Genomic DNA, 21091 nt, shown 5'->3' on the forward strand with positions numbered 1-21091 from the left:
TCATTGAATCATGCAGCAGCTGACTTGCCTGTTTCGCTGCACACTACAGCGCAATACTTTTACTGCAACGCCTTTTAAATCGGATTTATTCCCGTCTTGCAACTAACCAATACTTGCTCGATGAACTCTATCGTGTAACTGCTCACAAAGATTGCTTGTGCAACCTCGATAGCCCGCGGGTTGATCATGCAGTGCGCAGGCTGCTGTTAAACGGGCAGGGGACAGATAAGAAACGCAACTTCCTTGTTGGGAAAAACTGTCAGGCATCTGTACTGGATTTCGCCGAGGCGGGGGCAGTTTCGGCAATGCTTTCAATGCTGGCCACCACCAGTTCCAGTGCATGGCAGGCCGTATCGGTTTCCTCGTTCAAACGCTCGATATTGCCGTGGGCGGACCAGGAGATCAGCAAGCCGTCGAGCAGATTGATGAGCAAGCGACTGGTCTTTGTCAGGGCCGCCTTGTCCAGTCGAGAGCCAATCACCCGTTCAATGGCCTGCTCCGTTGCAAGACCGGCATAAGAATAGATCTGGGTCGCCATGGCCGGATTGTTGCGCAGCGTCCAGGCGAAGAGTTCGGACTGCGCGATGGCCAGGTCGGGGTGGGTGACGAACCAATTGGCTGCCTGGCGCAGTAGCTCTGCCACCGTCTTCTCGGTAGTGGCGCTTGGCGTTACATGGGCCACAGCCTGTTGCGGCGTGCTGATCAGGGACTCGTAGACCGCGTAGAACAGCTCGTCCTTGGTGTGAAAGGTGTAGTGCAGTGAAGCCAGTGGAGATTTTGCCTCGGCAGCGATACGGCGAGTGGTTGCGTTAGCTACTCCGTACTGCGCAATTACCTTCACGGTAGCTTCGATAAAGTCTTGTCTACGCACTTCTGCGCCCATTCTAGCCATAGATTCAGTCTCCTTTTTTCGGTGTTGCCAACAGTAACCCGGTTCAATATCGGCGGTGGTGGATGCTAACGCATGGATGCCCAGCAATCCATGAGTGCATGTACGTCGATGATTCCCTCTCCTGCACATAACGAGTGTTTCGCAAATACCCGAACTGTCACGCTGTTTCGAAACGCAACTGAGGGTGAAGTGGGTAGGTTGGTATCGTTTGCATTCACCTTCGGTGTGCAGGGTATTCGAGGCCCGCGGTTTATGCCGCTCTATTAAGATGGCATACAACTTGCGTTCTTGATCAAACGACATGGTCAGTTGATCATGATGCTTGATCCATAGTCTTCCGAAATGGAAACGCGACAACTCAAGACGCTAAGTAGTAGCGACTCGGTTGAGCCAGTGATTGAAAACATAAAGCGTGTTGGCGGCATCATTATTTCGGACTTCATCTCAGAACAAACGCTGATGCCCCTCGAAGCAGAACTCGGCAGTTACTTAATTCAATGCCTTGTGGTGTAGAGCCATAAGAGCGGCCGGGGTCCGTAACAAGAGCGACGCCAGCCAGCATGAAACTTCGCGACAGGCTGATTGAGCGCGGTCATGTCCGACCAGATGTCCGAATACGCATAAAAATGACTTGTGTGCACCCGGGAGTGAAACAAATGAATGCTTCGAATAACGCGGTTCACTACAACCGTTCCGAGCCATTGAGGTTTCGCAGTATTGGTGGATGGCTGGAGCGCCCTGCCGATCTGCAAGCGGAACTCAAAGGCCATGAGCAGGCCGATGTAATAGTGGTGGGTGCCGGTTTTGCCGGGCTGTCGACAGCCCTTGAGCTCAATGCTCTCGGGGCCAAAGTCATAGTTCTGGAGCAGGAATTCGCCGGGTTCGGCGCCAGCGGGCGCAACGCCGGATACCTGCTGGGCAGCATGGCTATCGAGTTCGATCTTTTCGTCAAGCGCGTAGGCTTGAAGAAGGCCAGAGAGTTCGTCAGTTTCTACGACGAGGCCGTCACTTATGTGGAAGGGCGCCTGACTGCACTGGGTATCCACTGCGATTACACCCCCTCGGGAGTCATCCGCGCCGCGGTTCATCCAAGCCAGGAAAAGCGCCTGCGGGCAAATATGGAGCTGGGACACAAGCTGGGTTCGGTTACGCGCTTTGTCGACCCGGTGGAAATGCGTGCCCGTGGCATCCCCCCCGCGTTTCTGTTCGGCAGCGCGCAACGGGGCGGCACCCTGAACCCCGGCAAGTACATAAATGGCTTGCGCCGCGCGGCACTCAGCGCCGGGGTGAAACTGTACGAGCGCACGCCACTGCTTTCCTACAGCGAAGGCTCGGCGATCACCTGCAAGACGCCCCATGGAAGTGCGACGGCGCCGGTCATGGTTCTGGCAACCAACGCCTATACCCCGCAACTGGGGTTGTTGCGTAACAAGGTGGCGCCGATCCGGGTTTCGGCGATCGAGACCCAGCGGCTATCGGAAGAACAGTTGGCATCCCTGGGCTGGAAGGGGCGAGAAGGGCTCATCACCCCGCACTACACCATGGAGAGCCACCGCCTGACGGCTCACGACACCATGGTCTTGACCGTTAAACAGCTCGGCTATGTCTACGGTTCCAAGACGCCCAATGTGCCGGACAACCAAGCCTACGCCGCATTGGTGCGCGGCCTGCGCGAACGCTTTCCGTCGCTGCAGAACCTTGGCATCCAGCATTGCTGGAGTGGATACGTCAGCGCCGCCTATGACGCGCTGCCGGTGGTTGGCTCTACAGGGGTAAAACAGAACATCTTCTATTCGGTGGGCTGTTCGGGGCATGGTCTTGCCACTCAGTCGCTCATGGGGGCGGTTCTTGCCGCACGAATCGCCGGTAACGACCCTTCGCGCCTGGCGGCATTGGAACGCCAGGTACCGTCCATGCTGCCCGAGCCCTTTCAGTGGTGCGCGATAAAAGCGGCTTTTGCGGTGGCCAAGCTGTTAGACGAGCGAATCGACAACAAGGTGCGCAAGGAGCGCGCCTTCAATGGTTGAAGGCAAGGTCGATTGCCTTAACCGCAGGATGTCGCCACACCCTTGATAGAGGTGCCGCAAGGCATCGCGCTAGAACATTTTCAGAGGCTGTCATCGTGGAATTGAGAGATATTTTGGCACTGGTTTCATGCATTGTCCTGGTGATTTCCGGGCTGGGTTATGGAATAGGATTCATCAGGAAAAACAACTATCTGCTGGGCTTGGAGTTCCTGATCGTAGGCATCTCGGCGTCAAACTTCACCACCTACATTGCCACTGGTTGGCAGGTTAACTACAACATTGCGTTGTTTCTCGACGCCTTTTCCCGAGGGGTTGGCGTGCCGATTATCGGCACGCTTGGCCTGATGGCGGTCACCCACGGCTACAAGCCATCTCGCGCCAAGGACATCATCCTGTTTGTCGCAGGCTTTGCTGCCACAGCCGTCTACTACCTGTCCGATTTCACCAAGGCCTGGCTCCCTTATTTCTATGTGCTTATGTGGTGCCTCTACACCTTGTACCTTTGCTACTTCATCTGGCAGTTGCTGCGCGCCAGAGCCGTCTTTCACGCCCTGGCCAGCGTCCTGGGCGGAGTGGCGGGGCTGACCGTGGCACTTCGTTATGATTTCTTCCCGATTCCCGGGGATGATACAAAGCTGATCTTCATGACCTTTGCCTTTCTCACCTGGACGTATTCGATTGTGCAGCTGTATTACGCCTGTGACGCCTTGCACCGCTCGAAGAGCGCTGCTTTTCGGTCGCTTCTGAATGCCAGATAAGGTTGTGCCTGGTTTGGCAACATGGTTGTAAGAGCACGATTTTCGATAGCTGTTCAGGCCTGGCGTACAGGCGCAGTTGTGACTGTACGCCAGGCCTGGACGTACTCTTTTGCGCCCTACGGGGCGTTTTTTTGCTTAAAGATCAGCTCGGCGGCCGTGCAGGGTAGGGACGTGAGTTGGCGGCATGCCCTTACCCCCTGAACGGACCGCTACGCAACAGGCGTGGCTGCTTTTTCACGCCATGCCCTTTTTGCCACTGTGAAGGGGTTGTGCCAAACCAGCGAATGAATGCACGGTTGAAGGCACTGGGGTTCGAGTAGCCAAGCAGCCCCGACATCTGGGCCATGCTGATGGACGGGTCCAGCAGGTATTGGCTGGCCTGTTCCTGGCGAGTTTCATCGAGCAACTGCTGGAAAGAGGTGTCTTTCTGTGCGAGCCAATGCTGCAAGGTGCGTGGATGAACCGCCAGGCAGCTGGCTATTTTCTCTGTGGTTGCACGTCCGCAAGGTAACAGGTAACGCAGCAGTTGCTGGATGTAGGCGGATAACTCTTCTGCCGACAGTCGTTCGACCTTGCTTATGTGCCTGGTAATAAGACCATGCAGCGTCTCATTCTTGGAGCTCAGGGCCAATGCAAGGTCAGATGAGTCGAACTCCAGGGAGGTACAGGCTTCACCGAACCTGGGTTGCAGACCCAGCTCTTGCAGATAAATCGACTCATCATTTACCGGTGCATGGCGGAAGCGCACGGTCCTGGCTTGCCAATCGCTACCGGCAAGGGTTCGCAGCAACTGCAACGCGACCCCACAGGCGGACTCCTCGACCTGCTGCACTCCGGGCAGGTCGCGCTCTTTCAACTTGTAGCTGAGGATCGCCCGTTCACCTTCAACATCCAGTTCAATGTCCGCATCGTTGAAATACAGCGAGTAGCTCGCTCGCAACTCGGCCAAGGCTTCCCCCAGGGTCTTGGTGTTGCGTATCAGGTAGAACAGATCACCGAACACACCGACACCTTGATAAAGCCCAAGTTGTAGGCCGAACAAGGAGTTGCCGGACTGCGTCGCGCACAGGTCCAGCAAGTTGCAGAATCTGCGGTAGGGCAGGAGCATTTCCGGCTTACGCAAGCACTCCTGTGGTAATGCTGCACGGCGCAATATTTCCGCCGAGTTCAGGCCCTGGGCAGTGGCGAACTCATGGAAGCCGTGGAGGGCGATGGCACGAACCAGGGGCGTGAACAATGCGTTGTAATACCTTGATAATCCGATCTTCGGAGCACTGGATTGAGGGAGGTAAAGCTACCAGGGTTACTTGGCTTGGAGTCACTCCAGGCAGAGATGCAGATGGTGGCTATCAGTGGCGTATTGCAGGCTGCAGCTGAGCAGGCGGCTTGATGGTTTTTTTCCATTTTTGCGGGCTTATGCCGTTCCAGCGGGTAAAGGCGCGGGAAAAGGCGCTCAGATCTGCATACCCCAAGAGTTCGGAAAGTTGCGTCAAGCTCATGGACGAGTCGCTCATGTAACGGGCAGCCATCGATTGGCGCGCCTGGTCAAGAAGCTTTTGAAAGCTGGTGCCCTCCAACTGCAAGTAACGCTGCAGGCTTCGCGGGCTGATCTTAACCTTATCGGCGATCTGCTCGACAGTTACCTGACCATTGGGCAGTTGTCTGTGCAGCAACTTCCTTATGTAGGAAGGAAACTCCTGCAGGGTAAGTTGAGCGAGCTCGGTGATGTGCTCCTTGGCCAGCTCGTTGAACGCTTCATCTACGGTATTGGGGATGGCGTCCAGCAGTGATTCGGCAAAGACCCAGGCGTTGACCGGGCTGCTGAAGTGCGGAGTGACTCCCAGCAATTGCCTGTAGGCACTGACTTGGCCAACGGCAGGGTGTCGCAACTGCAAACCGAGCGGCCTCCAGGGGTGCCCAAGCAGGGTCTGGACCAGACGGAAAAAAATCGCCATGGTCCATTCCACTGCCTGTCTTCCAGAAACGGCCTCGTCATCGATCAGCTCATAGACCAATTGTGCAGTAGCGCCCTTGCGCTGCAGGTACAGATCCGCCCCCGTACTGTGGAAGTGGAAGTAGCGAGTCAACTCCTCCAGGATTCGACCTAATGTACTGTTGCTCTTGACTACATAGAGCATGTTGCCCAGGGCTTTCGCCCCCTGATGCAGGCCCAGTTGCAGCCCGAACATCGGGTTGTGCGATCGCTTCGCGCACAGTTCCAGCAACTCAATGAACTGTATGCCGCAGATCACTCCATCGGCGGCGTCCCCGGGAAGCCCAACTTCGTCCAGGATGCTTTGCGTTTCGAGCCCTTGGCTGGCTGCAAACTCATCAAACCCTGTCAGGGCAGTGCCACGAATGAGGAAAGCCATTTCTATTCCCAGATAGTGCATCCGACATGGTGCGATATGTCGCCCCGGAGAGCAGACGAACTTGGTTTGCTACTGATACTGCAGCAGCATGCATACACGATCGCTCTTGCCATTTTGCAGGACGACCAGCCGCTAAAAAGCCGCTTTTATTCCTCTTGCCAGCACTTGGGGCCGGGCACGGCACTCTAGGTTATCGCAGCTTTGACGGTGCCTGGCGGGTCACCCTTTGCACTGCGTAAATTGGCTATTTTGTGGCGCGATCTATCAAGCTTTATTGCCCCGCACAGACCAGACTCGGAACCACAAATATAAAAAATTGTAATTCTGGAGGTCTGCGATGCGTCGTTTCGGATTTGCCGTTCTGGCAGTTACCTTGACCCTGAGCACTATCTACTTAACGAAGCCGGCATTTACCCGCTTACCCCCCGACCCACACGTCAAGTACCCGACGGTCAGCATGACCGATGTCTTTCGGCATTTCTGAATGCTGAGCCCCTGAAGACTCAACCCCATTTCTTTTCCTAGGTTGCAAACGCTGAGTGCGCAGCAGGCCTGCCTGTGGCCGTGGCTGATATCGGGCCGCCCCTTGAGCCGTGCGCAGGGGCCCAGGTGGATCTTCGTAACAGATGTTTCCTGAATTTACATAGCAGTGCGAGCCGTTGTAGCCCGCGAATCACCCGAAAAAACCTAACTTATTGATGTGTATGCAGAAACCTTGATTTTCGGATCTTGGCATGTGACTTGCTGACTTGTTCAACAGACTTGTTCATTTGATCAGGTCAGATGATCTAAACCTGTGATATCAAGCGTCTCGCCCGATTCGACGGTCGAGGCGCCGGTAAACGCCTTTGAGGATCTTCCAATGAATGACGTAATTAAGCGCCCAAAAGGTGCAGCATTTTCCCGCAATGCACTCCTGCGTTTACTGGTGGGCGTTGCCGCATCCGCTGCGATGTTCTCGGTTCAGGCCGAGAGCTCGGAGTCTGCGCTGCTGGGTTCGAAGCTCACTCCTCTGGGCGGCGAGGTTGCAGCAAATTCCAGCGGGGACATTCCGGCCTGGACAGCGCCAGGCCCCCAGGGCGCCGGATGGAATTACGGCCAGGTACGTGGGGATTACTGGAAGTTCAAGGGGGACAAACCCCTGTACAGCATCGACTCGAACAACCTCGCGCAGTATGCGAGCAAACTGGCCCCCGGCCAGCTTGAACTGTTCAAGAAGATTCCAGGCTATCGCATGGATGTCTATCAGACCCGCCGTACCTGCGGCGCTCCGGACTTCGTGGCCGAGAACACCAAGCAGAACGTCGGATTCGCCAAGCTTGACGCTGCGGGGGTCGCCCTTGAGGAGGCCCATGTTCCGGGCATCCCGTTCCCTGTTCCCAAAACCGGTGCAGAGGTGATGTGGAACATGAAGATGCGCTATCGCGGCGTTGGCCTTGAGATTCCTCGGACCATTTCCGGGATTTCGCCACGCAAGGGCGGGGAATGGTTGCGTCAGTCGACAGACACGCTGTTCTTCACACCCTGGGGCAGGAAGGGCAGTGCACTGTTCTCGTCCGTCGGCCACCTGGAAAACGCCACCTACTTCAACTTCCAGGAGCCGCCAGCGCTGGCCGGCCAGGCCGCAGTGCAAACCGCAGTAGCCGGTGAACAAGCCACGACCTTCTACTACTTCCCCGGGCAGCGCCGCGTGCGCCGCATGCCGTCCTACTCCTACGACGCCCCGCAGATTGGCCTGGACAACCAATACACCGTCGACGAAGCGAACGTGTTCTTCGGCGCCATGGATCGTTTCGACTGGAAACTGGTCGGCAAGCAGGAACTGCTGGTTCCGTATAACGCCTTCGGTGCCTATAACACCGCCGCCAAGGTGGAAACCTTTGCCAACAACGACTCGATTGCGCCGCAGTCGCGTCGCTATGAGCTGCATCGGGTCTGGGTGGTCGAGGCCAATGTCCGCCAAGGCATGCGTCATCAGGCGCCCAAGCGCCTGTTCTATATCGACGAGGACAGCTGGAACGCCTTGCTCGCCGTTGACTATGACAAGCAAGGGCAGATCTGGAAGGTACGCGAAGGCTTCTCGGTGCCGGTGTACGAAACAGGCGCCTGCGATGTGGAAGCCCAGGTCCAGTACAACCTGATCGATGGCCGTTTCCTGTTTGACATGACCTCGATCGGTGCAGGCAAGAACGATCTTCGCTGGATCACCGACGAAACCGGCAATGCCCGCCTGAAACGCGACTTCTTCACCTCCGATAACCTGCGAGCTATCAGCGAGCGCTAAAAAACCGACGTCAGATCGAGAGCCAGCATGAAAAAAATAATTAGCAAAGCATCAGGCCTTGTCATCGTGTGCGCCACCCCCCTGGCAATGGGGTTCACTTTTGAAACCGAAACCGTTCATGGTTCCTTCGACTCCACCATCACCGCGGGCATGGGGCTGCGAACCGAGTCACGGGGCTGCAACCTGATCAACCAGGGCGTAGGCGGGCACAATGCGCCCTCGGGCTGCCTGGCACAGACTTCGGGCGTAGCCGATCAGGGCGACTTGAACTACGACCGCGGCGATCTGTTCACCAACTACCTCAAAGGCACCCATGAACTGCTGCTGAAGATGCCCGAGGACGTCACCTTCATGGCGCGCGGCAGCTGGATCCGCGACTTTGCCGCTACCCACACCACAGGTACCCAATCGTTCAATACTCCTGAAGGGGTGGGCAGCGACGGCCTCACCGACGCCGCTCGTGACGACCTGTTCTTCAAGGCGCGGCTGCTGGATCTATGGGTGAGCAAGGGCTTCGACGTGGGGGAGCAGCGGGTTCGGGCGCGCCTGGGTAATCAGGTGATCAACTGGGGTGAAAGCCTGTTCGTGGCCGGCGGTATCAACAACACCAACGCCTACGACTATCAGGCCCTGGCCCGTCCTGGCGTCCAGCTCAAAGAGGCGGTGCTGCCAGCGCCCATGCTCAGCGTCGCCTCGGGCCTGGGCTCGGGCTTCAATATCGAGGCCTACTACCAGTTCCGCTGGAACAAGAGCGAATTGCCTCCGGTAGGCAGCTACTGGTCCACGACCAATGGCCTGGGCAAGGGCATGGGCACTTATGGATATTCCGACAAGAATGCCCGCGACAGCGGTCAATGGGGCCTCTCGCTGCGCTGGCAGCCGGAGGACAGCGACGTCAACTACGGCTTCTACGTGATGCGTTATCACGACAAAATGCCGTCCTTGAGCGTGGCGCTGCTCGATCCCAACACCCTGGCGGTGTCACCCACCTGGCGGTACCAGGAAGACCGCATGCTGTATGGCGTCAGTGCCAATATGCCGATTGGCGACTGGGCCGTGGGCACGGAACTGTCGTACCGACCCAAGGATTCGGTGGCACTCAACCCCACCATCGACCTGTGCGCGAACAATGGCGGCAAATGCTGGAAGGACGAGAAGAAATTCCAATGGCACCTGACGGGCGTGTACAGCTTCACGCCTTCCAACTCGCCGATGCTGCTGGATTTCACCAAGGCCAGCACCGGCAGCCTGCTGACCGAGCTGGTGGTCATCAAGTACCCGAGCCTGCATGACGAAGTCAACGGCGAGCCGATCGCCGCGGGCCTCAACACCTGGCAGCTGGACCCTGCGACAGCGCCGAAGGCCCGCGGCGACAAGACTTCGTCGGGTATCAACATGGACTTCAGCGTGACCTACGATGGCACCCTGCTGCCCGGGTGGCAGGTCACCCCGGGGATCTTTTACTCACGCTCCCTCGCAGGGCGCACGCCGAACCTCGCCGCGACCTTCACCAAAGACTCCAGCAACATGAATCTGTACCTGAACTTCGTGCGCAATCCGGCCAGCTGGCAGATCGGCCTCAACTACGCGAAGTTCATGGGGGGGGATACGCCTTACGACCAGCTCTACCGTGACCGAGATTACGTCGGCATCGCGATCTCCCGTACCTTGTGAGGCCTGTCTTGAACGGTTCCGTAAAATTACCTGAAGTACGCGCGCGTGGCTTGCTGTCACGCGTCGAGGAAGTCCTGTTCGGACATCGTCGGCTGGTGCTGGCGAGCCTGGCCGTTTTCACCCTGGTGATGGCCTGGTTCGCCGTGCAATTGCGCATGGATGCCGGCTTCGAAAAGCAATTGCCCATCGGCCACGAATACATCAAGACCTTCGAGGCGTACCGCAATGACCTGCAGGGGGCGAACCGTCTGACCCTGGTCGTCAGGGCGCGGCATGGCAGTATCTGGAGCGCTCCGGGCCTGAAACGGGTCTATGACGTTACCCAGGCGCTGACTTTCCTTCCCGGTGTATCACGCAGCAGCGTGCGTTCGTTGTGGACGCCCAATGCCTTCGTCAACGAGATCACCGAAGAGGGCTTCCGCGCCGACCCGCTGGTGCCTGGCACCGTTACAGCCGAGCACCTGGATGATGAAATCATCGCCAAGATCGCCAGCTCCAGCGCTCAGGGCGGCTTTATCGGCACCCTGGTTTCCCGTGACCAGAGCAGCGCGATGATCACTGCGGAGCTCAATGAGTTCGATGCCAACGGAGCGCGCCTGGACTATGTCGCGTTCAACCATGCGCTGGAAAAAGAGCTGCGCCAGCAGTTCGAGGATGGTGATTTCGAGATCCAGATGATCGGTTTCGCCAAGCAGATCGGCGACATCGCCGACGGTGCTTCGGCGGTGCTGGAGTTCTGCCTGCTGGCCCTGCTGTTGACCGCTGCGGCGGTCTATTGGTACTGCCACTCGCTGCGTTTTACCTTGCTGGCCCTGGTTTGCTCGCTGGCGTCGCTGGTGTGGCAGTTCGGCAGCTTGCGCCTGCTGGGCTATGGCCTCGATCCGCTGGCAGTGCTGGTGCCGTTCCTGGTCTTCGCCATCGGGGTTTCCCATGGCGTGCAGCAAATCAACTTCATCGTGCGTGAAATTGCGCTGGGCAAGAGCGCCGAGGAGGCGGCGCGTTCGAGTTTCACCGGATTGCTCGTGCCCGGCACCCTGGCCCTGGTGACGGCTCTGGTGTCCTTCGTGACCCTGTTGCTGATTCCCATCCCCATGGTGCGAGAGCTGGCCATCACCGCCTCGCTCGGCGTGGCGTTCAAGATCATCACCAATCTCGTGATGCTGCCTTTGGTGGCGTCTTTGCTGCGGGTCGACGACAAGTACGCCAGCGCCCAGGAAATCGCCCGGCAGCGCCGTACCCGCTGGCTGCACGGCCTGAGTCGGCTCGCCGAACGGCGCAATGCGCAATGGGTGCTGGGCATTGCCCTGATGATCTTCCTGGCCGCGATCTGGCAAAGCCATGATCGGGTTGTCGGCACTCTACAGGCTGGTGCACCGGAGTTGCGTGAAGACTCGCGCTTCAACCGTGATGCGGTATCCATCGCCAGCAACTACGACATCGGCCTGGACTGGCTCAGCGTGGTTTTCGAAGTCAATCGAGGCGACTCCGCTGGAGACAGCCAGGCTGCCTGCGAGGAGGTTGCCGTGGGCCAATATCAGGACCGTTTCGTGTGGGCCATGCAGGAGGTGCCCGGCGTATTGTCGGTGGCTTCCTTCTCTTCCAACCTGCGCCAGTTCAATGAGGGGTACAACGAAGGCAATCCGAAGATGGGCGCGGTCCCCATCGACCCCGTGAACTATGCCGCGCTGGCCACCGAGGTTGCACGTACCCCCGGGCTGATGCGTACCGATTGCAGCATGTCGGCCGTGCACCTGTACCTGGCGGACCACAAGGCCACCACGATCAACAGAGTGATAGAGGCGGCCAAGGCCTTTAGAAGCCAGTACCCGATGCCCGGTGTTGTGGTTCGCCTCGCCTCCGGCAACGCGGGGGTTCTGGCCGCCATCAACGAGGAGGTGGAGAAAAGCGAAACCCCCATGCTGCTGTATGTGTATGCCGCCATCGCCTTGCTGGTATTCGTGGTCTACCGCGACTGGCGCGCGGTGCTGGTGTGCTGCCTGCCCCTGACCATCGGCACCTTCATTGGCTACTGGTTCATGAAGGAGTTGCAGATCGGCCTGACCATCGCCACCTTGCCGGTGATGGTGCTGGCGGTGGGCATCGGTGTCGATTACGCCTTCTACATCTACAACCGCCTGCAACTGCACCAGGCCCATGGCCAGCCCATCACCAAGGCCGTCGAGCATGCATTGCTCGAGGTGGGCATCGCGACCATCTTCACCGCCATTACCCTGGCGATCGGCGTCGCCACCTGGGCGTTCTCGGAACTCAAGTTTCAGGCCGACATGGGCAAGCTGCTGGCCTTCATGTTCATCGTCAATATGGTCATGGCCATGACCGTCTTGCCGGCCTTTGCCGTCTGGCTGGAGTGGCTGTTTCCCCGTAGGCGCCCCGTGCGCATGATCGGCGCGCTGGTGCACTGAGGAGAGAATCATGGGTTACGGTTTTTTATCGAAGGTCATTCCGCTGGCCGCAGTGCTGCTGCCGCTTTCCTTGCCGGCTGCGCCACTGGAGGCGGTGCCGGCCGTCCAGTCAAGCATTGCCACACAGGCCACCATGCTGGATGCCGTATGGGCCGGCGAGCGGATGGTTGCCGTTGGCGATCACGGTATCGTGCTGTTGTCCGACGATCACGGGAAAAACTTCCGTCAGGCAAGCTCGGTGCCGCTGTCTACGCCGCTTACCGGGGTATCTTTCGTTGACGCCAGGCGCGGCTGGGCCGTTGGCCATTGGGGGGCGATCCTGGTCACCACCGACGGCGGCGAATCCTGGAAGCTCCAGCGTCTGTCCAGCGCCGAGGACCGACCGCTGTTCGCCGTGCATTTCTTCAACGCTCGGCAAGGTGTCGCCGTTGGTCTCTGGGCCCTGGTGCTGACCACCGAGGATGGCGGACAGACATGGACCGAGCAGCACTTGCAGCCGCCACCCGGCTCGAAGAAGGCGGACCTCAACTTGATGGGGCTGTTTGCCGACCGCCAGGGCAAGCTCTACGCCACTGGCGAACACGGGCAGGTGCTGCTTTCCGAAGACCAGGGCCAAAGCTGGAGCTACTTGGATACCGGCTATGAAGGCACCCTGTGGTCCGGCGCGGCACTGGCGGATGGAAGCCTGTTGCTGGGCGGCCAGCGCGGGACGCTGTTGCAGGGTTCTGCAAAGGGCGGAGATTTCCGCAAGCTGCCCATGCAAAGCAAAGGCTCGGTCACTTCCATTGCGGTATCCGGCGCCAGGGTGCTGGCGGTCGGGCTGGATGGGCTGATGCTTGTCAGTGGTGACGCCGGGCACAGCTTTGAAGAGCGCCAGTCCAGCGAAGGCCTTTCGCTGACAGCGGCGCTACTGGGGCCGGACGGTTCACCTGTGCTGTTTTCGCGACGCGGCGTAGTGCCCGAACACCCGTAGCGGGGTGTCCAAGGCAACACTGGCCAGTGTGCCAAGTTGTCTGTTGCAGGCGGGCGTGAAGCATGTTCGAGGGGAAGCAATCTGCCTTCCCCTCGAACCCGTTACATCCGTCAGAGTTTGAGATAGTCCGCCAAGTCGGCGTAATTATGTTGCCAGAGACCCGGGCTGGCATTGGGATACTGCGAACGGAAACCGATGATCTTTTGAACACGCGGAGAAAGAGTTCTGACCACCTCAAGTGGAACGATCAGCGGATAGGCTTCCTCGGGAGTGAGGATCGACGCCTGCAGCGGAATCGTCAGCCCACGGCGGTATTGATCCGTCGTTACGTTGGCGCCGCCACCGTGTACCACCTTGCCGCCGAACAGCACCGCGTCACCGGCCTTGAGCTCGGCAGGGATGGTCATCTCCGGCGAGCCCACATCCTCGAAGTCATCCCAGTGCTGACTTCCCGGAATCAGCCGCGTAGCGCCATTTTCCTCGGTGAAATCTGTCAGCGCCAACATCAGGTTGGTAATGGCACGGGGTGCATCCTTGTTCATGGCCACAAACGGGTGATATTGGGCCATGTCCCGGTGCAGCATCTGCGCCTTGTTGCCAGGCCCGATCTCTATCAGTTGCGCGGTAGTCAGCCACCAGTCACCACACTCCGCTGCATAGAGCGCCTGACCTATCTCGTGAAAGAGCTCGTCATCGAGGATTTCTTCACGGAAGGTCTGGCTGTGGGTAATCAGGTTGGTCAGCCTCTTAGTTTGATAGCCGTGGAACTCTGCAACCAGCTGGTGTTCATGTTTGGAACCTGCTTCAAGCATTGCAAGCGGTTCATCCAATTCCTTGTTGATCTGCACTACTTGTTCAGCCGTCATGAAGTTTCGAATGATGACCGCACCTGCCTGATCACTGAGAGAAACAATTTCCTGGGCCGAAGTCGATCGGTTTGCAACGGGCAAACTTGTGACGGAATTTTGCTGGCTGGACATTTGAAAACTCCAAATATGAGAAAGGTTTTGCATGTAGATACTTGACTTGCAGAACTCATCGACTTGCGCCAATAAACAAGTCAACTATCAAGCTGGCTACTGCACTAAACTCAAAACTAACTTGGAGAAACATCGTGCCTCCTTATGATTTTTTTTGCTCAGGCAGTGACTTCATGCTATTTTCGCCGAAGCTTTTCAACAAGGTATAAAGTGCACCTGTTTTATTAATATTTTGGGTTGATTTGCACTCCATATGAACAACGCTCCATCACACTGGCCGCGCCCCTCGGAAGCCGTTCGCGAGCTTATGCGCAAAGGCGCGGAGATGGCCCAGAGCCTGCCGCCCGAGTGGCTCGAACGCCTGAACCAAGCGCTTTTTTCTGCTCCGGAAGATGAAAGGCTGCTGGAAGACCCGGTGATTCTCGCCGCGTGCCGGCGCGCCAACCGCTCGGAGTTGCTGCATTGGGCGAGTGCCAACATGCAACGCCCTGGAGAGCCGGTGGAACCCTATGTGTCCGCGGACATGGTGGATACCGCCAGAGAGCTTGCCCGCAGAGGGTTGTCCGAACTCTTGACCAACGCTGCGAGAGCGACACAAAACGCAGCCTGGGGACTCTGGATGAAGGTGGCATTCAGCCTGACGCAGGACCCGAAGTTGCTTGAGGAATTGCTTGAAGTTTCGTCGCGTTCGATTTCGGAGTTCATCGACAACAACATGCGAGTGATTACCCAGATCATCCTGGAAGAAAAGCTCGCCCAAGCCAATGACGACCCTATCGACAAGCGCAGCCTGGTCGGCCGCTTGCTCGACGGCAGGGAAGTGGACACCGAACTGTTCAGCCGGCGCCTGGGCTACACCATTTTTCAGAAGCACTACGCCTACCTGGTGTGGAGCGAGATCCCGGATGCCGAGATCCGCCCGCTCGAAGACCTGGCGCGAGCCCTGGCGCGCCTAACCGGGACAGCGGCGCCGCTGATCGTGTTGGCCGGCCCGGCCACCTTGTGGGTCTGGGCGAGCGCGGCCAAGCCTTTGGACCTGAACATGCTGCCGGGCGTGATTCAGCAGTTTCCGAAGATACGCGCGGCAATCGGTTCTCCAGGTGCGGGGCTCAATGGTTTCCGGCGCTCGCATCTGGAGGCCCTAAGCACACAGCGACTGCTAGGTCGGTTGGCGGGAGCGCCCGCTGTAACCAGCATCGATCAGGTGCGGATGGTGTCCCTGATGACCCAGGATGCACGAGCGGCCAAGCAGTTTGTCGTGACTACGCTAGGGCGACTGGCGACCGAGTCCATGGTTCTGCAGCGTGCGCTGCATGCGTTTCTGGCCAATGGCTGCAACATCACTCAAACCGCTGAAGCCCTTGGGACGCACCGCAACACATTGTTGCGGCGGCTTGAGCGAGCTCAGGATCTGCTGCCGGTGCCCTTCGCGGACTACCGCATTCAAATTGCCGCCGCCCTGGAACTGGTGATCTGGAATACCCCGTTGCATGCTGACGAGGACACGCCATGAGCCAGGCACGGCAAAGTCTTTTCCCCCTGTTCTGGGCCATTTCTTCGTGAGGAATTTTGCATGCTGCCCGTAACCCCTGCAGATGAGCGTCGATTTGCATTCGAGGCACGCCGCCTGACGATAGAAACGCTGGTCAAGATCTATCTTGAGCAAGTTTCGGTTTCAAGAGGTTTGGTGACTGTCTATCTTCGCTTGATGTTTACCTTGTCGCTTGGCGCATTGGCGGGGGTCATAACCCTGTACGGCGCGGTACTTCGTTTTAGTGTTGCCGCCAGCCTCGATACGATCACTATTCTAGAGGCGGTCTGTGCGGTACTGGCACTTGCTGCTCTTGTTGCGTCCGCCTTGCTCTCGGCTAGAGCCTTGCAACAAAGCGCTTTTGATGCCGCCCCGTTCTTGCGTGACCCATTCCCCAATGCTGGATCTGTGATTGACTCGATCTTTGATTCAAAAGACCTCGACGAAAAACAGATAATTGATAGGTTGTATTTCGCCATCGGCAAAATCGTTGAACATCAACCGACCCCCAGAGTCAGTACGCGGCTGACTACAATCTTTCTGATCATTGGTTTGCTTTTGACTGGCGCTTCACTTCTGATATGAATCTCCTGTTTGAATGAAGTAACTTCTCAGGTCTTCAAATCGCGTCGCATTGGGGGCTTGCAGAAACCCTTTCTTCTGGTCGTTGCAGCAACTTACTGAAACTACCTATCGATCCAAGTTCATGGGGCGCTGTCCAGTAACTTACGGCACGGCCCATCACTCTTTGCGCCAGGCTTTCCTTAATCGTTCGTTCCTGTGGATCGACGCCATCTGGCCAGACTCAAACAAGTCCAACTCAACTTGATTCACTGCGTTAGTTACAACTCGCAGTTGGGTTGACCTTACGCCATTTGCAAAAAAACAACGAAAAGCGCGAGGAGGGGAGCAGCAGGCTGCCATTCCCCCCTGTACCTCGATCAGCGAGACACGCCACAAGCGAACAGAGGCAGGGGTGGGGGATCACTGCCATCGGCTGCGCAGCAGGACCTCAAACCTCTGTATCTCATTGATTTTAAAGGCATAAAAAAGAAGTGGCGTGAAGCGTTCATTGCTGATCAAATGATCGGCATGAAATCTGATCAATTGACCCAGTCATACGAACAAAGCGCGGCAAGCGACCGGGAAAATTGGCCGTTTCAGTGAACGGACGTTGGTTAGCCACAGTTGCAATAGTTGCCGATTGTTCAGCGAGTTAGTTACCCGCCGACTGACAGTGCAACGACTGTTTCATGCCTTGGTGTTGACAAAACAGAGGAAAATATGAGGCCTATAATTTTAACATCACTGATGTTTTCTCTTGCTGGTTGCGGAATAGGCGACCAGTCAACTCAAAAAACCAATACGGACTGGGAGTTTCTTGGAAACTCCAGCGAAATGCAGCACACCTCGGACTTGAAGGTGATCAACAAGGAAAATATCGGTTCCCTGGGGCTGGCCTGGTGGGTGGAGTTACCTGTCAGCGATGGCTTGGTTGGCAACCCATTGGTCAAGGATGGCATCGTTTTTCAAGGCGCGCCCAACGGCCAGATCATTGCCAATGAGGTGAAAACCGGCAAGTTGATCTGGAGTTTCAAGGACGACAACGCGCAACAGGGCTCATCTTTCGCAGGCTACTGGGGGCGTCGTTTCAACCGAGGTGTGGCACTGAGCGGCAGCAATGTCATTGTCGCCTCGGGTGACTGCCGCTTGATCGCCGTCGACCAGCATTCCGGCAAGAAAGTATGGGAAGTCACGTCTTGCAACTCGAAAGACATGTACGCCATCACCGCTGCGCCACGCGTGGGCAATGGCTTGGTCTTTATCGGAAATGCCTGTCTCGATACAGGAACGACGCGTGGATATGTAGACGCATTTGACGCGAAGAACGGAGATCATCGCTGGCGCTTCTACACGGTGCCTGATGATCCATCCAAGCCTCAATCGGCGCTGTATGAGAACGCGGCCAAAACCTGGGGCAAGGACTGGTATTCAAAGTCTCATGGCTGCGGAAGTGCGTGGGATGCCATGACCTATGATCCGGAACTCAATCAGCTTTACATCGGGGTAGGCGGACCAGCACCTTTCGACCCTTCGAGACGTGGCGAGAATGCCGGCGATGAGCTTTTCACCAACTCCATCGTGGCCCTGGATGCCAGTACTGGCGAGTACAAGTGGCACTTCAAGCAAACGCCCCAGGATGCCTGGAACTATGACTCCAGCGTCGGCATCATGGTCGCCAACATTACCGTAGGTGATCAATCCAAGAGGGCGGTACTCAGCGTACCCAAGGGCGGCTTCGCCTATGCACTGGATGCGAAAACGGGCCAGTTCATTTCCGGCGGTGCCTATATGCCGATGGAGTGGGCCTCCGGGCTGGATGCCAATGGCCGACCTATCATGCGGCGCGAAGGCCAGTACTGGCTGAACTCCAACAAGAGTTACATGCAACTTCCCAATGGCCTGGGTGCGCATGGCTGGGAAGCCATAGCGTTCAACCCGGACGATCAGACCGTATTCATTCCGGCGATGTCCCAGCCAACCCTGGTCAAGGATGATCCTAATTCTGCTCTGGGTGGGCAGTCGTTCGAGCCCATCCAGCGTTCCGCTGATGGCAAGTACGAAACCTATGGTGAAACCGTTGCCTGGGATGTGCGCAAGAATGCGGTGAAATGGCGCTCGCGCTTGCCAATACCCACCAATGGCGGCTTGCTGCATACCTCCGGCGGCTTGGTTTTCCAGGGCACTGGCGATGGCCGTTTCCAGGTATTGGACGATGCCACGGGCAAGACCTTGTGGAGTCATGAAATTGGTGGCGCGGTACGGGCCGCCCCGTCGACCGTCATGATCGATGGCGAGCAATACGTGCTGCTGGCGACCGGCACCGGGACAGCAGCGGCTACCGGCTCGCTGAACTCGGACGCGGCTTCGGCCTTGAGGGCCAGAACCCCCCCACGGCTATTGGCCTTCAAGGTGGGCGGCACGCAAGAATATCCGCCATTTGCACAAGCGCAAAAAGTCGCGGCTCCGGTCACCCCTCGACAACCTGAAGAGGCGGCAGCGATTGGCAAGCAGCTGTTCGAAGCCAGTGGCTGTGTAGAGTGCCATGGCCTGCACGGCAACTCGGCCGGCGGACGGGTGCCCAACCTAATCTACGCACCGCCACCGAACTACGAGTTCTTCGAGACGGTGGTGCGCCAAGGCGCGCTGTCCAAAGGCGGCGGTGGGATGCCTGCTTTTGCGGACTTTACCGATGATCATCTCAAGGCCATTTTTGCCTACCTGACCAATCAGGCTTGGGACGCTCACGAGGGCAAGGGGCCGGTTGAGGGCACCCGCTGGAACACTCCGCAGTAAGCCAACGGACGCCCCGGCGACGCACAGGGATATGCGTTGCCGGGGCGTCCGCTTGTGTGGCGACCAATGGGCGGATTTTTCCACGAACGGGCTAAAGTTCGGACGAGCACGGCAGAAAAACCCTAGGCAGTGCCTGGCGCACCTGCAGACACAATCGCGCCTGGGCCTTGCTCTGCCTTGACCCCGTGCATCGAGAAGCTCCGGCCGCCTTGGGTATCCCTGGCTTCACTGGCGGCTGTCCGCCATCACGGTAATCGGCCACTTCGATTTCCGGACCCGCCATCGCCATGAATGCCATGTTGTTTTCCCCCCAGTTGCTGGGGACCAATATCCTGATCGCCAGTGCGATCATCTGCCTTGCCCTGTGGTATTACTCGCGGCCTTATCCGGGGCCCGGCCTCTGGACCCTCGGCGTACTCTTGGCGACGCTGGGCCATTACCTGGCGCTGGACCCTGGCCATTCCTCCTCGCTGCCCTACACCGTGTTCAGCCATGGTTTGCTGACCTCGGGGGAGGCGGTGCTGGTTATCGGCGTGTTCCGCTTCCTCGGTCGTCCTGCCCCTTGGTGGCTGGTACCGGCCACCGTACTGAGCGCCATGCCCTGGCTCCTGTGGCACTGGCTGGTGGAGCCGCTGGCAACCGAGGAAGTGGTTGCCCTGTATGCCTTGATCAGTGCTTTCGTCCGCGGGCTGGCCTGTCGTGCGTTGTTATGGCTGCCTGGCGATCGTCGGCTGCGCAGCGTGCGGATCTTCGCTGCGCTGATGTTCGGCTTGCTGGCCTTGAGCGCACTTGGCAGCGGTGTCCTGGGTTGGCTCGACAGCCTGTTTGAGATCCAGAACCTGAAGGGCTTCGAGTCGGCCGCCGATACGTTTTCCTTCAACGTGGTTTATCCGTTGTGGATCCTCTGCCTGTTCGGCCTGACCCTGCTCAGCCTGCGGCGCTTCCTGCTGGCGGCGCAGAGCAGCGCGATGCGCTTCGAGCGCCTGATGAACATCACCAGTGCTGCCGTGGTGATCGTCCGCGACGGCCGGATAGTTGATGCCAATCCGATGCTCAAGCGTCTGTTCAGCTGCCAGAACGACTACTACCACGAGCGCCCGTTGGAGCACCTGTTCGAAACCGATGAAGACCTGCAGCAACAGCTGAGGCGCTTCGATGGCGTGCCGCTGGATCGGGTGGCAGTGCGCAGCGACGGCAGTCAGTTCGCCGCCGAACTAACGGTCGCGGCCCTCGATGATGGCACCCACGTGGCGGAGATTCGCGATGTCAGCGAGCGCAAATCCCTGGAGCAGGAGCTACGCCGGACCGCCGCCCGAGACGCCTTGACCGGCGTTCTCAATCGCCGAGCCTTTATCGAGCAAGCCCAGTTCGAACTGGCCCAGGGGCGCCGTGAGGGACGTGCGCTGTGCCTGGCGATGCTGGATATCGACCACTTCAAGCGCATCAACGACAACCATGGCCACCTGGTGGGCGACCAGGCGCTCAGGGCCTTCAGTGCCGTGTGCGAAAGCCAGGTGCGGCGTACGGACCTGTTTGCTCGTTATGGCGGTGAGGAGTTCGTGCTGTTGTTGCCACAGACCACTAGCGAGCAGGCCTTGGCCTTGCTGGAACGCCTGCGTGAGTTCTGGAGCCAGCACCGATTGCCGGTGCCCGGTGGCGAGCTGGCGTCGACTGTCAGCATCGGCATGGTCCAAATCGACAGCGAAGCCACCCTGGAGCACTGGATCAGCCTGGCCGACCAGTTGCTGTATCAGGCCAAGAACGAAGGACGCAATCGTACCCGGGTGCAGCCCAGCGCCTGATGTAGGCACTGGCTTTGG

General features: G+C 58.1%; 14 protein-coding genes. 10 read left to right on the top strand and 4 right to left on the bottom strand.

All coding sequences use genetic code 11. The annotated features are described in order from the left end of the window. Nucleotides 1–259 precede the first annotated feature (259 nt). On the bottom strand, nucleotides 260–892 hold the full coding sequence (locus DNK59_RS22605) for a TetR/AcrR family transcriptional regulator (RefSeq protein WP_110724686.1): 633 nt from the start codon (nucleotides 890–892) through the stop codon (nucleotides 260–262). 656 nt (nucleotides 893–1548) lie between these two features. Between DNK59_RS22605 and DNK59_RS22610 the strand changes: the two genes are divergently transcribed. Continuing rightward, the gene (locus tag DNK59_RS22610) at nucleotides 1549–2919 is read left to right on the top strand and encodes an FAD-binding oxidoreductase (RefSeq protein ID WP_110724687.1); all 1371 of its coding nucleotides are present in this window, start codon (nucleotides 1549–1551) and stop codon (nucleotides 2917–2919) included. A 110-nt stretch (nucleotides 2920–3029) separates the two neighbouring features. Then, on the top strand, nucleotides 3030–3677 hold the full coding sequence (locus DNK59_RS22615) for a hypothetical protein (protein ID WP_110724719.1): 648 nt from the start codon (nucleotides 3030–3032) through the stop codon (nucleotides 3675–3677). A gap of 190 nt (nucleotides 3678–3867) precedes the next feature. Here DNK59_RS22615 and DNK59_RS22620 read toward each other — a convergent pair whose 3' ends face one another. Together DNK59_RS22620 and DNK59_RS22625 are read right to left on the bottom strand one after the other, a co-directional pair. After that, on the bottom strand, nucleotides 3868–4914 hold the full coding sequence (locus DNK59_RS22620; protein WP_110724688.1) for an AraC family transcriptional regulator: 1047 nt from the start codon (nucleotides 4912–4914) through the stop codon (nucleotides 3868–3870). A gap of 112 nt (nucleotides 4915–5026) precedes the next feature. Then, nucleotides 5027–6049, bottom strand: a complete 1023-nt coding sequence (locus tag DNK59_RS22625; protein ID WP_110724689.1) for an AraC family transcriptional regulator — start codon at nucleotides 6047–6049, stop codon at nucleotides 5027–5029. A gap of 862 nt (nucleotides 6050–6911) precedes the next feature. On the opposite strand from DNK59_RS22625, the gene DNK59_RS22630 reads away from it, so the two are divergent. The 4 genes from DNK59_RS22630 to DNK59_RS22645 are packed head-to-tail and all read left to right on the top strand — an operon-like array spanning nucleotide 6912 to nucleotide 13403. After that, entirely contained in the window at nucleotides 6912–8333 is a 1422-nt protein-coding gene (locus DNK59_RS22630; RefSeq protein WP_110724690.1) for a DUF1329 domain-containing protein, read from the top strand. Between the two features lie 27 nt (nucleotides 8334–8360). Further along, nucleotides 8361–10007 carry a DUF1302 domain-containing protein gene (locus tag DNK59_RS22635; protein ID WP_371920315.1) on the top strand — a complete coding sequence of 549 codons (1647 nt, stop codon included), beginning with the start codon at nucleotides 8361–8363 and terminating at the stop codon, nucleotides 10005–10007. A gap of 8 nt (nucleotides 10008–10015) precedes the next feature. Next, the gene (locus DNK59_RS22640; RefSeq protein ID WP_110724692.1) at nucleotides 10016–12430 is read left to right on the top strand and encodes an RND family transporter; all 2415 of its coding nucleotides are present in this window, start codon (nucleotides 10016–10018) and stop codon (nucleotides 12428–12430) included. A 10-nt stretch (nucleotides 12431–12440) separates the two neighbouring features. Next, on the top strand, nucleotides 12441–13403 hold the full coding sequence (locus DNK59_RS22645; RefSeq protein WP_110724693.1) for a YCF48-related protein: 963 nt from the start codon (nucleotides 12441–12443) through the stop codon (nucleotides 13401–13403). A 110-nt stretch (nucleotides 13404–13513) separates the two neighbouring features. Here the strand turns inward: DNK59_RS22645 and DNK59_RS22650 are convergent, their stop codons facing one another. After that, a complete protein-coding gene (locus tag DNK59_RS22650) occupies nucleotides 13514–14383 on the bottom strand; it encodes a phytanoyl-CoA dioxygenase family protein (RefSeq protein WP_110724694.1) in 870 nt (289 codons plus the stop codon). A gap of 325 nt (nucleotides 14384–14708) precedes the next feature. Between DNK59_RS22650 and DNK59_RS22655 the strand changes: the two genes are divergently transcribed. The 4 genes from DNK59_RS22655 to DNK59_RS22670 all read left to right on the top strand — a co-directional run bounded on the left by DNK59_RS22655 (nucleotide 14709) and on the right by DNK59_RS22670 (nucleotide 21073). After that, nucleotides 14709–15896 (top strand): CdaR family transcriptional regulator, encoded by a 1188-nt coding sequence (locus DNK59_RS22655; protein ID WP_256596578.1) that lies wholly within the window; start codon nucleotides 14709–14711, stop codon nucleotides 15894–15896. 60 nt (nucleotides 15897–15956) lie between these two features. Continuing rightward, complete coding sequence (locus DNK59_RS22660; protein WP_110724696.1) at nucleotides 15957–16499, top strand: hypothetical protein; 543 nt, start codon at nucleotides 15957–15959, stop codon at nucleotides 16497–16499. Between the two features lie 726 nt (nucleotides 16500–17225). Continuing rightward, nucleotides 17226–19271, top strand: a complete 2046-nt coding sequence (locus DNK59_RS22665) for a PQQ-binding-like beta-propeller repeat protein (RefSeq protein ID WP_158288759.1) — start codon at nucleotides 17226–17228, stop codon at nucleotides 19269–19271. A gap of 296 nt (nucleotides 19272–19567) precedes the next feature. After that, nucleotides 19568–21073, top strand: coding sequence for a sensor domain-containing diguanylate cyclase (locus tag DNK59_RS22670; RefSeq protein WP_158288760.1), 1506 nt, complete (start codon nucleotides 19568–19570; stop codon nucleotides 21071–21073). The last annotated feature ends 18 nt before the right edge of the window (nucleotides 21074–21091 follow it).

This window comes from Pseudomonas sp. TKO26, assembly GCF_003225665.1.
Lineage (GTDB): Bacteria > Pseudomonadota > Gammaproteobacteria > Pseudomonadales > Pseudomonadaceae > Aquipseudomonas > Aquipseudomonas saponiphila.

What these genes read in the sequence shown, in the direction of transcription:
- DNK59_RS22660 (WP_110724696.1), top strand. Translation starts at nt 15,957, where the DNA reads ATGCTGCCCGTAACCCCTGCAGATGAGCGTCGATTTGCATTCGAGGCA.
- DNK59_RS22645 (WP_110724693.1), top strand. Translation starts at nt 12,441, where the DNA reads ATGGGTTACGGTTTTTTATCGAAGGTCATTCCGCTGGCCGCAGTGCTG.
- DNK59_RS22610 (WP_110724687.1), top strand. Translation starts at nt 1,549, where the DNA reads ATGAATGCTTCGAATAACGCGGTTCACTACAACCGTTCCGAGCCATTG.
- DNK59_RS22625 (WP_110724689.1), bottom strand. Translation starts at nt 6,049, where the DNA reads ATGGCTTTCCTCATTCGTGGCACTGCCCTGACAGGGTTTGATGAGTTT.
- DNK59_RS22670 (WP_158288760.1), top strand. Translation starts at nt 19,568, where the DNA reads ATGTTGTTTTCCCCCCAGTTGCTGGGGACCAATATCCTGATCGCCAGT.
- DNK59_RS22605 (WP_110724686.1), bottom strand. Translation starts at nt 892, where the DNA reads ATGGCTAGAATGGGCGCAGAAGTGCGTAGACAAGACTTTATCGAAGCT.
- DNK59_RS22655 (WP_256596578.1), top strand. Translation starts at nt 14,709, where the DNA reads ATGGCCCAGAGCCTGCCGCCCGAGTGGCTCGAACGCCTGAACCAAGCG.
- DNK59_RS22650 (WP_110724694.1), bottom strand. Translation starts at nt 14,383, where the DNA reads ATGTCCAGCCAGCAAAATTCCGTCACAAGTTTGCCCGTTGCAAACCGA.
- DNK59_RS22665 (WP_158288759.1), top strand. Translation starts at nt 17,226, where the DNA reads ATGTTTTCTCTTGCTGGTTGCGGAATAGGCGACCAGTCAACTCAAAAA.
- DNK59_RS22630 (WP_110724690.1), top strand. Translation starts at nt 6,912, where the DNA reads ATGAATGACGTAATTAAGCGCCCAAAAGGTGCAGCATTTTCCCGCAAT.
- DNK59_RS22635 (WP_371920315.1), top strand. Translation starts at nt 8,361, where the DNA reads ATGAAAAAAATAATTAGCAAAGCATCAGGCCTTGTCATCGTGTGCGCC.